This window comes from Candidatus Kapaibacterium sp. (assembly GCA_025059875.1).
Classification (GTDB): domain Bacteria; phylum Bacteroidota; class Ignavibacteria; order Kapaibacteriales; family HRBIN21; genus HRBIN21.
Genome location: JANXCT010000006.1, coordinates 49592 through 62266, shown reverse-complemented (window position 1 = coordinate 62266; position 12675 = coordinate 49592). Strand labels below are relative to the sequence as shown.

8 protein-coding genes are annotated in these 12675 nt (G+C 59.8%); 7 read left to right on the top strand and 1 reads right to left on the bottom strand.

All coding sequences use genetic code 11. The features are described from left to right. From NZ960_07150 to NZ960_07120, 7 genes are all read left to right on the top strand, one after another. A partial coding sequence (locus tag NZ960_07150; protein MCS7177370.1) for a hypothetical protein occupies window positions 1–1628 on the top strand: 1628 nt, incomplete at its 5' end. 826 nt (window positions 1629–2454) lie between these two features. Then, a complete protein-coding gene (locus NZ960_07145) occupies window positions 2455–2862 on the top strand; it encodes a hypothetical protein (protein MCS7177369.1) in 408 nt (135 codons plus the stop codon). A 154-nt stretch (window positions 2863–3016) separates the two neighbouring features. Then, a complete protein-coding gene (locus NZ960_07140) occupies window positions 3017–5224 on the top strand; it encodes a hypothetical protein (protein MCS7177368.1) in 2208 nt (735 codons plus the stop codon). A gap of 125 nt (window positions 5225–5349) precedes the next feature. Further along, complete coding sequence (locus tag NZ960_07135) at window positions 5350–7380, top strand: hypothetical protein (protein ID MCS7177367.1); 2031 nt, start codon at window positions 5350–5352, stop codon at window positions 7378–7380. Further along, window positions 7380–8612 (top strand): hypothetical protein, encoded by a 1233-nt coding sequence (locus NZ960_07130; protein MCS7177366.1) that lies wholly within the window; start codon window positions 7380–7382, stop codon window positions 8610–8612. Before NZ960_07135 ends, NZ960_07130 begins: the two co-directional genes overlap by 1 nt. Beyond that, a complete protein-coding gene (locus NZ960_07125) occupies window positions 8612–9940 on the top strand; it encodes an OmpA family protein (GenBank protein ID MCS7177365.1) in 1329 nt (442 codons plus the stop codon). Before NZ960_07130 ends, NZ960_07125 begins: the two co-directional genes overlap by 1 nt. A 14-nt stretch (window positions 9941–9954) precedes the next feature. Beyond that, the gene (locus tag NZ960_07120; GenBank protein ID MCS7177364.1) at window positions 9955–10347 is read left to right on the top strand and encodes a response regulator; all 393 of its coding nucleotides are present in this window, start codon (window positions 9955–9957) and stop codon (window positions 10345–10347) included. A gap of 4 nt (window positions 10348–10351) precedes the next feature. On the opposite strand, the gene NZ960_07115 is transcribed toward NZ960_07120, so the two are convergent. Further along, complete coding sequence (locus tag NZ960_07115) at window positions 10352–12643, bottom strand: polyribonucleotide nucleotidyltransferase (GenBank protein MCS7177363.1); 2292 nt, start codon at window positions 12641–12643, stop codon at window positions 10352–10354. Window positions 12644–12675 lie beyond the last annotated feature (32 nt).

The following is a 12675-nucleotide window of genomic DNA, read 5'->3' as shown; positions in this document are numbered from 1 at the left end:
CCAGCTCTCTGGTGAGCGGGAACGCCTGGAGTCTAACCGGCAACAGTGGAACAAACCCGGCGACGAATTTTTTGGGGACGGCGGACAATCAGCCGTTGGTCTTCAGGACGAACAACACCGAAAGGATGCGAATATCGAGCACAGGGAACGTAGGCATCGGGACCACGGATCCGCTCACAGTCCTCGACGTCCGGGGCCCCATCTGGATAGGCACAAGTCGTTTCGGATCAAGTCCGCCGGCGCTACTGAATTTCAACAGCAACGGCAGCGGTGTGGAGATCAATTTTCTACCAAACATGTACAACAAGTTTATAGATGTGGACGCTACCAATTTTGACATTACGAACATCGAAGTCGCTGGGTTTACTACTGTTATGAGATTTGCTGTCAACAACACCGCATCCTCCGGGTTCCTGTGGCGGACGTGGGATGGGAGTGGTTTCACGTCAAGGATGTGGCTGAGGGGGAGTGATGGGTTCCTTGGGATTGGGACCACGGATCCGGCTGAGCGGTTGGAGGTAGCGGGCAACATTGGGCTGCGGGCGGGGGCGGCGGCATTTGTCGGGACGCTAGACAACAATCGGTTAGAGCTGCGAGTCAACGGCCAAACTTCATTGATTTTGAATCCGCCAGGTAATATAGCGCCGGCCTGGAGCCTACAACGGGATGCAGGGGGAAATCAGCGTGGCCTCTATGCAGTAGACTTGCAGGTAGTTCGCACAGCGCCTACTCAAGTTGCCAGCGGCAATATTAGCACTATTGGTGGTGGCCAGAATAACACTGCCAGCGCCTTAGCGAGCACTGTTAGTGGAGGCTATTGGAACACCGCCAGCGCTGATTATAGTACCGTCAGTGGGGGCCAGCAGAACTCTGCTACTGGCTATGGCAGTGTCGTTAGCGGGGGCTCGTTTAACGTCGCTAGTGGTCAGTATAGCGTCGTGGTGGGAGGGTCCTCGAACACGGCAAATGCGAACTACGTGATGGTCTATGGGCAGAATGTCGACCCCGCCGTCACGGAAACCCACCGAGTGTACTTCTTCGGCGATGGGAGTGGTACGGGAGCTAATGCCAATCCCTCTGGCTTCCTGGTTATCAACCGGTTGGACGGGGACTATCCGATCCACGTGGGGACCAACAACACCAACGGCAACGGGGCGTATTTGTCGGCAGGTGGTACGTGGACGAACGCTTCCTCGCGGGACAAGAAGGACCGGTTTGTGAAGTTGGACCCGCAGGAGGTGTTGGCGAAGATTCGGCAGTTGCCCGTGGAGGGGTGGTACTACAAGGGGACCGACGAGTACCACATCGGGCCGTATGCGGAGGACTTCCATGAGGCGTTTGGGACGGGGGTGTTGAACAGCTCGGATGCGCGGACGTCGTTGGCGGCCTCAGACGTGGCGGGGGTGGCGCTGTTGGGGATTAAGGCGTTGGCGGAGAGAGTAGATGTGCTGGAAGAGCAGCAGGGGACTGCCGCACTATCCCCATTGGCAGACCGCTTGACGGAATTGGAGCAGGAGAACATGGTGCTACGCCAGGAGCTCCAGCAAGCTCGTGAAGAGCTCCGCCAACTTCGGGAGCTTGTGCAGCAACTGCTAGAGCGGAGGTTTTCTGAGGACCTGCCTCGGTAGCTTGTTGGTGAGGGAATCTGCAGGCGGGGGCTCTGCAGGCGGCGATAGACGGATTTTGAGGTGGTGGGGGTAGGTCGTACTGATTTGCCTCTCGGGCAGAGCCCCCTTGCTAACGATGCTCTAGTGACGCGCTGCGGAGAGGGTGGGTAGCAGTTGGGAATGGGGGTATGCTCTGGAGGAGAGAGCAGCTGTTGTCTTAGTGTCTAGACTCCCAGGGGCAATGCTGTTGGGGAGTAGCAGTCCCAGAATGGCGGCATTCTGCTCCGGGGTATAGCATTCGTGTAGGTAAGTGGTGCAGGGTGTGATCCCCGCGCTGAACCAACGGGAGGTGCAGGAGGCCTGCAGGTCCGAGGGAATCTAGCGGACTCCAGCACGGTCAGCAGCACTGGACCGTGGGGGTAGGACCTCCGTAGTTTTACGGATAGCAGCATCCTCGGAAATCTCCGAGTTTTGCGAGCAGGAAGGGGAGGGGGTATCGAAGTGACAGTCAATCCAACAACTGAGCTGCACAATCGGATTGATGCTGGGGACGGGCATGGGTTTGCCCGACGGCTCTTCGCGAGTTCTCACGCAGAAGCTTCGAGGGGTTGGTTGGTGGTGACTGTGATGGCGGTGGTGGGACCAGGAGCAGTAGTGGCAAGGAGCTGCAGGAATGTGGTGGGAGGGGGCTCTGATGCGACAGATGTGGCTTGCACGATAGTCTGTGGACGAACTGTTGGTCTCTATGGCCTCGAGACCAATCGGATACGGCTTTGGGGGAATGTGGATGGTGTAGGACCAGCTGGTTTTCCGGCCGGCAGTTTGTTGGTAAAAGGTGTGGGCAGTGATGCGTGTGGTCTGTAGGCAGCGATGCATAGGGTGGCTGGGGCTGGTAGGGGGATTTGTGCTGCTCTGCCTTACCGGCAGGGCCCAGTTGCTAACGAACAATGGTGCCCAGGTAACGCTGCGGGAAGGTGTCATGGTGGTTGTGAATGGGGATGTGCTCCAGCAGGGGGGTGCAGCTTCTATTCAAGCGTACGACGGGGCAACGCTCAGGGTTGCGGGGAGTGTGACGGTCCAAAGCGGGAACATCCAGCTCCAGGATACGGCACTCATGCAGGTGACGCAGAATATGACCATCCACTCTGGGGCGACTGTTGACCGTGGGGGGACAGGGAGCCTGCAGGTTCAGGGTAATCTGACGAACCACGGCACGATCAACAACACCGGCACCGTGGAGGTGGGACCTCCGTAGTTTTACGGATACTACTACCTCTTGCGGGGCCCGAATTTTGTAGCTGGAAACAGTACGCTACAGCGGTGTCATGTTGAACTAACAAAGTCGGCGAGCAATGCAGCGTAGACGACAACCAACGGTGAGTTTGTCCAACCTTTCGTCGGGAGTCCTCATGAAGGGTGTTCTCTCTCTGCTGCTCTCCCTAGTGGCGGGGGTAGTCGCGGTGGCACAGGACTTTACCAATTCCGGTGTACTGAACAACTACGGCACGTTCGTCGTCAAAGGGAACCTCATCAATCAGTCCACTGGGAGGATTAACAACGCTGTCGCCACGGCCACAATCCGGTTCACCTCAAACACAGGGCAGTTTCAGAATGGGAACTTTAATCTGGCAGACATTGTCAACAACGGTTGGTTTGAGTTCCAGGGGACGAACAACCTCTTTACAGACCTAGGCGGTAACGAGAACAACGCTCCGGCACTTGGTCATGCTTGCGGCTTCCGAGTGCCTGGCAACATGCGGTACACGAACCCGAATCCGCTGACGCAGCAGAACGTGCAGCCGCGGTTCTACACCAACTTGGAGATGGCGGGAGCGAGCGCGAAGGCGATCCCCGACAGAGTGTATGTCTCGGGGACCTACAACGTGGTCTCTGGCAGCGGTGCTCGCACGTATACGGGGACGTTCTACTACGACGGGACGTCAGATCAGACGATCTTTCCTGAGACGGCCGTTGCAGGAAGTGTCAACCGTTACAACAACTTGGCGATTGCCACTGGTTCGTGGTCATGCGCTTTGGGGTCCAGCACGAAGACAATCGCAGACAATCAGTCTATCAGTCTCCTGGGCAATTTCTCCAGTGCAGCGAATACGACGCTGCTCCTGCGGGGCCAGCTCTTTGCCAACGACGTGACAGCAGATGGTCCAATTACGATCCACGACCCAACTCCTGGGAGCACCTTTGCTGAGCTGCGGACTACGGGAACGGCGACGTATGCAGCGAATGTGAATGTCACAGCAGGTCTATTCCGTGTCGCTGGCGGGACTGCGACGATCCAGGGCGGAGCAACGCTCTCACTGGCGAACTCTTCGGATGCCCAGCTCCAGTTGGATGCCGGTACTACCCTCGACGTCGCAGGAGTCCTACAGAACAACTTCGCCGCCCGTACCAACTGGACGTTTGATGATGCCTCGACGCTCCGGTTCACGGCAACGGCGAACGGGCAGGTTATCCCGTACACTGCCGATACGAGGCCCTTCGGTAACATAGAGACGGCTGGCGGCACGAAGCAGACTGAGACAGGTGGTAGCGTCTACATGTCCGGGAATCTCACGGTGCAGAGCGAAAACATCACGGTTGCCGCTGGCCAGACATGGATCATGACGGACGGCAACGCTACGGTGACCTACAGTGGCGCTGGTGCTAACTCCGAGATTGTTGGAGCTATGCAGAGGGCTATAACGCAGAGTGGGACGGCGTATGTCTTCAACAATGCCGAGACGCGGGTAACCTTTACTGCTGGTACGCTGCCTTCGACGATGACGATCGCTGCCTTCCCACAGACGAACCCGAACCAGTACGACAACACTCGTGACGTCAATCGGAAGGTGACGGTAAGCTGGAGTGGTAGCAACGACTGGACAGCTACCTTCCGTGTCGGCTACAAGCAGAGCGACATCCCGAATACATGGGCGGCGAACGTAAACCAGGGCAACCTGCGCTTCTACGAGGCATCGAGCTCGGCGGTTGAGAAGGTATCTACAGGAAACGCCTACACTCGGCAGGCTGCCTCAGGGTCCGATTTGGGATACATACAGCTGGTAGGCATCCGGGGAACAACGGGCGCCTTACCGAACGGCTTCGACCGGATTGCTTCTGGGAACGACCTGCTGCTCCGCGGTGGCCCCACGGTATTCTATGCAATCCGAAGTGGTCGCTGGTCGAACCCGGCAACGTGGGATGAGGGACAAGAGCCCTCGCCAACAGATGAGGTCGTGATCAACGGCTTCACGGTCCACGTCGGCTACGTTCGTGCAATTGACAACTACAGCGTTGCAGAAGCCTATCCCACGCAGCTTGCGGCGAGGATAACGATTGGCAACCAACTCAACAGTGCGTTGCTGTTCGGGTCTACCTCGGGGTCTCGGACCTTCTCGTTGAATAGCTCGGCCACGCCGCCGGGTGTGCTGGTCAACTACCGTGCTGGGCAAGCCACAATCTCTTCCGGCACGCCAGACATAGGGAACCAGCCGATAGATGCCGGCTTGGTGGTCTACGCAACGGACGGGAATGAGGTGACGCTCCAAATCCCAGGCGGTTTGACGAACGATGTGGGTGCGACAATCCACAACTTCGGTACGATTGAGGTGGGTCAGTAACGACGGGGTGCTTGAGCCGGGGGGCTCCCTGCAGCAGGACCGCGTAGCAAGAGGGTTCACGAGCAGGGAGCCCCTGAGGCTTTCCGGACGGCTGCAGCGCACCGGTAGAGCAACGAGTGGGGACGATGGCGGCGTGGCGTTCTGTGCTCTGGATGACAATAGCCCTGGCGCTTTCGGCGGCTGAGCTCCTGGGACAGTTGCAGAGCGAGGGGGTGATTTACAATCGTGGCACGATTGTCATCAAGGGCAACGCCAGAGTGCGGCAGGACACACTAGGGGGCACCGTTGTCTTCGCCTGGGACCGGGACGGAGTCAACCAGTACATACCGCACAAGGTCTACGAGGATGTACGCTTCACCGGGCGAACGCAGAAGATGCTCCTGGATACGACCCGGCCGCTCGTTGCGCTACGCCGGTTCGAGACGGACTCCGGCACGGTCTTCCGGCAACTCCAGCGGGCGCTGATCTTGAGCTGTGGGGAGACGGTGCATCGAGGAATCATCAACCCAGCACACCTCTACGGGCGGATCGTCCTCCAGGGGCAGCAGGCACAGGATCTATGGGGGCGGGGGCTCTTCCGGGAGCTAGAGCTGGACAACCCTGCCGGTGCCAATGTGCGCCGTGGCGGTGGTTTTACGGTCTCTACGGTGCTGGAGCTGAAGCGAGGTCTGCTACGGAATAGTGCAGCTGATAACTTCCGATTGGCAGATTCAGCGACGATCGTACGCACGGCTGAAGGAGAACTAGCAGCTGCGCCGATCTTTGGGCGGGACATTGCTGTGCGGTACGTCGGTCGGGGACGAATCTTCAGCGGTCCAGAACTGCCGCACGATAGCCTCAGTCTTCGGGCGCTCTATGTGGAGAACGACAGCGGTGTGGTGCTGCAGTCATCCGTAACTGTCAATGATAGCCTGGTGCTGCAGGCGCCACTCTGGACTGAGCTAGATACGGCACACCGGTATGTCTTGACGTACACTGCGGAGCGGAAGGATCCGGTCTTCCTCCACCCAGATGCTGAGATCATCGGTACGATACGGCGAACGCGGCTCCGAACGGACGGTGAGCCTGTCGTCTTCAACAACCCGTACACGTATGTCCGTACGGACCAGGGGTGGGGTTCAGTCGCTCAGGTCCAGATTCGGGTCCTGCCGCAGACACAGCCGTGGCATCCGCAGAGCCAGCAGAAGGTGTGGCGGGTGCTTCAGATAACAGCTCAAGATGCTGCTGGACAGACGGTGTCACAGGGTCTGAACTGGCGCGTCGGTTACGGCTGGCGACACCTGCCCGGGGATCCGAACCGGGACGAGACGCGGGGTCTGCCGCTGCCGGCGCTCATCTTGCATCGCTGGACACGAGACGGATGGTTTGCTGCAGGGCGCTCAGTCCCGCCGCAGCTCGATACCGCTGCCAGCTGGGCTTATGCCTATGCTGACGGGGTCTACGGCGGGGGAGATTTCGCCATTGGGCTCCGCGACAATGCCCGAAACCTGCGCCTCCAGGTTGCGGCCATCCTGGAGGGGCCCTATCGGAATGGCTCGATGGTAGACGACCTCCGCCAGCGCGGCTGGCTGCCAGAGACGCCGCCGGACATCTACCCCTACAACTTGGACCCCATGCGGCCGTACATCCGCGTCAGCCCTCTGCCGGATTCCGTGGTAGACTGGGTAGTGGTGGAGTTGCGGACGCTGCTGACCGGCGGGGCACGCTACTACCGAACAGCTTTCGTTCGGCGTGATGGTAGAGTCGTTGACCTGGACGGCAAGAGCCCCATCACGCTCCCTGGGATAGAGAGCGGAGCGTACTACGTAGCGATCCACCACCGCAACCATCTCGCCATCATTACGGCGGAGCCAGTGGAGATTGCACCGGAGACGCAGCAGCAAGTACTGGCAATGACTGAGGACCCATCGCGCATCTTGGGCGGGGCTGGGGCGTTGCGGGCGCTGCGGTACAACGGGCGCACAGTCTGGGCAATGATTAGTGGGGACGTCAATGGCGACGGGCGAGTAGATGCAGAGGACCTTCAGCTGCTACAGCTCTGGCAGCATGCGGAAGGTTACGTTAATGCTGATACGGACTTGAGCGGCATCGTGACAACCCGCGACTTCAACGTAGGCTGGAACAATCGGGATCGGAACACGGTCGTGGTGCGCTGATGCAGTGCAGGCATGGCTTCCGGTGGGCTCTTCTGCTGCTCAGCGCTGTGGCAGCATGGGCGCAGTCCGCTGGGACAGTAGTAACGGCTGTGGTGCGCCCTCAAGTGGTACCCGATACGTTGGAGGTAGACGTGTTCCTTCAGCGCCGTACGCTGCAGTGGGAGCGATGGGCGAATGCGACGCTGACATTCGTTCTTCCCGATACGGCTCCGTGGCCACAGCTTCGGGTACGGGTCGTCCCAGGGAGTAGCTCCGTTGACACAACGTTCTACCGGATAGAGCCGTTCGTGCTCCAGCAGCCAGTGCCGGGCGCGACGGCATGGACGCGCCCGCGGTTGGGAGTGACGGTCTACGGACCGGAGAGCTTTGAGGCCTCTCAGCTCATCCCTTGGGATACCCTGATGCGAATAGCCCGGCTCCAGGTGTTCTCCACGAACGGTACGCCCGTCCCGCACACTCTGGAATGGGCTCAGCCGCTGGCCTACTACCAAGCATTTGCATACAAGCAGCGGGATGAGGTCCTACCGTGGGTGCGGGCAAACGACAACGTGGAACTGGGGACCCGGGTCGAGTATCGCCTCCAACCGATGCGCGTTCCCGCCCATGTGGTGAGGGATTTCCGGGCTGAGTACATTGGCGACCGCAAGGTGCGCTTGAGTTGGCAGACACAGAGCGAGGCCTTCAACCGCGGCTTCGTGTTGGTGCGCTGGTGGCGTCCCTTCAACACGACGGAGCTTGTAGACTCCGCCCTCGTTGCTGACTGGCAGCGCGTCCCTCTCTTGCGTGGTCTGGGGACCAGTGACACGGGACGTAGCTACCTCTACGTAGACTCCGACGCTGCGAAGCAGCGGGGTGAGGAGTACTGCTACGACCTATGGAGCACAGACTTCCACGGAGTGCTCCGCTACCACGGGCGGGCATGCGCAACCATCCCGCACGCAGTCATCAGCTTTGCCCAAGCGGACCCAAACCCGTTCTCTAACGCGACCACTATCCGCTACCGCCTGGAGGACCGCGTCCTGCTGAGTATCACGGTGTACGACGTCAGGGGTGGAGTGGTGGCTCGACTCATGGAGCGGCAGGAGATGGAGCGGGGGAGCTATACGCTGGAGTGGCAGACCCCGGCGTATGCTTCACAAGGTCTCTACGACATCGTGCTCATTGCCTACCCAGTAGATGACCCCTCAGTGGAGCTCTCTCGGGCAATCATCAAAGCACAGTTGGTCCACTGATGTGGCGCTGGGGACTCATCGGACTGAGCGTTCTGACCCTCTGGGCGCAAGCCCCAGAGTGGACTGTTGCCGAGCGGTGGCTGCTGCCAAGCGGAGACACCCTCGTGCGAGAGCGACGTCCGGGGGAGTGGTGGATTGGGGTAGGGATTGGCACTGTTGGGATTGGGTACCTCGGGCGATTGAATCTGCCGCGGGTACCCGATGCTCCACATCGCGGGCTCCTGGAGTTCCGCCGGGGGTTAGGAGCTGGAACGGGCTTCTGGATTCAAGGCGAGTGGAATCCGCCAGGGGAGCGGTGGGGGGCATCGCTCCTCCTCTTGCCGTGGGAGGTATGGCGAGGGAGTGCGCAATTTGAGCCAGTAGCTAGTGGCGTGAGACAGCAGTATGAGCTAGAGCTTCAAGTACGCTCTCTCCTGCTTTCTGCTTCTGCCCGCTATGCGCCGGGATGGTGGCGGGGGACCTTCTGGGAGGGTTTGCATTTCATCGTTGGAACTGATGCACGCTTCCTCTGGAGCGCGAGGGAGCGGGTGCGGCAGTCGCTCCAGAACGTGGAGCGGATTGAGGAGTGGCGGCTCTTTGATGAGCAGCCCCTGCCGCTGTGGTTGGGTGTCCACGTCGGCGTGGGATTGGACATCTTTGTGGCGCTCTTCGGGGAGAACTTGCGGAACTACGTTACCCCAGTGGTCCTCTTCCAGACAGGGCTGCCGCTGCAGCGGACATGGGGGTCTACGTGGACCCCTGTGGCCATACGAGCCGGGGTGAGCTTTAAGCTCGGTTGGGAGCGCATACAGGAGCGCGTACTACCGCTTGATACAGCGGTGCCGTTCATTGCTGCTCGAGTGCCAGTAGAGCCGGGAGTGGAACTTCCGGGGTCAACACCTGAGGAAGAACTGGAGGGAGAGTTCCTCCCCGGCCCTGAGAGGCCATCCGTGGAGCCTGCTCCCGAAGCGGCACCACCCCGTCCGGCCCAGCCGGTCACAATCGTCCCGAATCGAGTCCAACGCTTCAGCTACCCAAGCCCAACAGCTACTGGGCTTACGGCAGAGCTGCAGCGCTACTTAGATGCACTGGTAGACTACCTCCGCGCACGACCTCAGGCTGAAGTGCGCATCGTCGGCCATACGGAAGAGTTCGGCGGCTCCTTGGAGGAGACGCAGAGGATCTCAGAACAACGGGCCCAACAGGTGGTGGAGTACCTAGCACGTCGCGGTATTAGCCGCTCCCGGCTGCTGGCATCGGGTGTCGGGGCGCGCCAGCCGATCGCCGATAACCGGACTCCGGAAGGGCGACTCCGGAATCGGCGTGTTGAGATCATCGTTGTAGAATAGTGGGCTACCGGAGGATGGGACAGCCTCCACTAGCCTGCGTCGTTGAGGATAGCCCTCCGACACGGAAGCTCATTGAGGTCCTGCTGACGAAGGCTGGCTTCCTTGTTGTCGCATTCGGTCGAATCGGGGAAGCCTTACAGTGGTTAGCGCAGCACAGACCGGTAGTCGTGCTCAGCGATCTCATTTTGCCCGACGGGCATGGAGTGGAGATCGTCAAGGCTGTGCGCTCCTTGCCGAATGGGTGGGATATTCCTGTTATTGCTGTCACGGGGTTGACCCAAGAGAGCGACCGGCAGCGTTACCTTCAGCAGGGGTTCGACGCCTACATCGTCAAGCCCCTCAGTACAACCACCTTCGCATACGAAGTGCAGCAGATTGTAGAGCAGCGGCTCCAGAGTGTGGCGTAGTCTCTCAGAATCGCGGTCGGCCGTGGGGCGGACTGCCGCCGTGGCGCCGTTCACCGCCGTTACTCCGCCTTGGCTGTTCAGGTCTACCACGTCCGTGGTGTTGCTGAGGAGGAAGTAAGGCTTTACGGCTCAGCCGGAACTTCCCGTCTGGCTGGATCTCGATGAGCTTCACGTCGATTACATCACCGACTTTGAGCACTTCCGAGATGGTGTTGAAGGGGCGGTAGTCGATCTGCGAGATGTGGAGTAGTCCCAGTCGGCGTGGGAGGAACTCTACAATCGCCCCCAGGCCCTCACGGATTTCCCGGACGATGCCGGAGTAGACTTGACCAACTTCCGGCTGTTGCGTCAGCCCCTGGATGTAAGCAGCTGCTTTCTGCAGCGCTTCCTCTGACGGGGCAGCGATGATGACGCGCCCGTCCTGCTCAATGTTGATTTCTGCTCCAGTCTCTTGCACGATCCGCCGGATGGTCTCCCCACCAGGACCGATGACGAGCCCGATTGTCTCTACAGGGATGGTAAGCATCATCAGCCGCGGAGCATATGGGGAGAGCTGCGGGCGAGGTTGGGGAAGCTCCCGGTTCATGATCTCCAGGATCTCCAACCGGGCTTGACGGGCCTGTTCCAGAGCCCGGACCATAAGCTCCAGCGAGAGGCCCTCGATCTTAATGTCCATCTGGCACGAGGTGATGCCGACAGCGGTGCCGGCAACTTTGAAGTCCATGTCGCCCAGATGGTCTTCATCGCCCAAGATGTCGGAGAGGATCGCAACTCGGTCTCCTTCAACGATGAGCCCCATGGCGATGCCAGCGGCAGCTCGCTTCATCGGGACCCCAGCATCGAAGAGCGCTAAGCTACCAGCGCAGACGCTAGCCATGGAGGAGGAGCCGTTGGAGGAGAGGATGTCGGAGACCACCCGTATGGTGTAGGGAAACTGCTCTTCCGAGGGCAGCAAGGGTTCCAACGCCCGCTCAGCTAAGTTGCCATGCCCTACCTCGCGACGCGATGGAGGACCAGGACGCCGGATCTCACCAGTGCTGTAGGGTGGGAAGTTGTAGTGGAACATGAAGCGGCGCGTATACGTCGGTAGCAGCCCATCGATGATGAGTTCGTCCCCTTTGGTGCCTAAGGTCACGCTGGCTAAGCTCTGGGTCTCCCCCCGCATGAAGAAGGCAGAGCCGTGTGTTCTAGGGAGGACCCCAGCCCGGCAGAGGATAGGACGGATCTGGTTCGGGGTACGGCCATCCAGGCGGCGTCCCTCGGTGAGGATCATCTGCCGTACTTCGTGGCGTTCGAGCTCCGTGAGTACCGCATTGACGAGGGGTTCCAACGGAAGCGACTGCCACTCCGGATGGTCAGCCGCAGCGACTTCGGCAACTGCTGTCAGGATGCGCTCCCGCAATTCCTTCCGCCACGCGGAGCGCTGCTCCTTCGTTGTGGTTTGGCGAATGAAGCTTTGGATCTCTGATTCCACAAGTCCGGCAATGAAACTTCGAAGCTCTTCTGGGATGAGCTCAGGAGGGAGCTCACGCTTCGGTTGTCCTCGCAGAGTAGCTAATCGGCGCTGTAATGCATTCAACCGGCGAATAGGCTCTTGGGCAGCTTCCAGGGCTGCTATGAAGTCTGCTTCAGAGATCTCCTTGGCACTACCTTCGACCATCACAATCGAGCTATCGGTGCCAGCAACGACGATGTCCATGTCAGAGGCCTCCAGTTGGCTCAGGGTGGGGTTAACGATGAATTCCCCGTCCACCCGCCCGATGCGGACCTGCGAGATAGGGCCGGCAAAAGGAATAGAGGAGAGCAGTAGAGCTGCTGATGCCCCTGTTGCCCCAAGCGTATCGCCATCGATCTCCCGGTCGTACGAGAAGACCGTAGCCATGATTTGGGTCTCGTAGCGCCACTGCTTTGGGAAGAGAGGGCGGCAGGAGCGGTCAATGAGGCGGGCTGAGAGGATTTCCTTGTCGGTCGGCCGCCCTTCGCGGCGATGGAAGCTTCCTGGGATCTTGCCTGCAGCGGAGGATTTCTCTCGGTAGTCCACCGTCAGCGGTAGGAAATCAACAGCCGACAGAGGCTGGTCAGCGCTGCAGACCGTTACCAGCACCATCGTGTCCCCATGCCGGACCATAACAGCAGCATCAGCCTGTGAGGCGTAGAGCCCAGTCTCTATCTCGTAGGGGCGGCCGTTGATGGTGGTGCTGACTCGGACGGAGCCGTCTTCGGCAGTTGTCACTTGGATGTCATCGGTGTCCTCTGCAATAGCCTCAGCCAGGTTCCTTGGGAGTTCCACTTCCATGGCAGCAATGTGTCCATTCTGGGCGAGTGGGA

Coding starts and splice junctions, on each gene's coding strand:
- NZ960_07145 (MCS7177369.1), top strand. CDS start 2,455: ATGCGTGTGGTCTGTAGGCAGCGATGCATAGGGTGGCTGGGGCTGGTA.
- NZ960_07140 (MCS7177368.1), top strand. CDS start 3,017: ATGAAGGGTGTTCTCTCTCTGCTGCTCTCCCTAGTGGCGGGGGTAGTC.
- NZ960_07135 (MCS7177367.1), top strand. CDS start 5,350: ATGGCGGCGTGGCGTTCTGTGCTCTGGATGACAATAGCCCTGGCGCTT.
- NZ960_07130 (MCS7177366.1), top strand. CDS start 7,380: ATGCAGTGCAGGCATGGCTTCCGGTGGGCTCTTCTGCTGCTCAGCGCT.
- NZ960_07125 (MCS7177365.1), top strand. CDS start 8,612: ATGTGGCGCTGGGGACTCATCGGACTGAGCGTTCTGACCCTCTGGGCG.
- NZ960_07120 (MCS7177364.1), top strand. CDS start 9,955: ATGGGACAGCCTCCACTAGCCTGCGTCGTTGAGGATAGCCCTCCGACA.
- NZ960_07115 (MCS7177363.1), bottom strand. CDS start 12,643: ATGGAAGTGGAACTCCCAAGGAACCTGGCTGAGGCTATTGCAGAGGAC.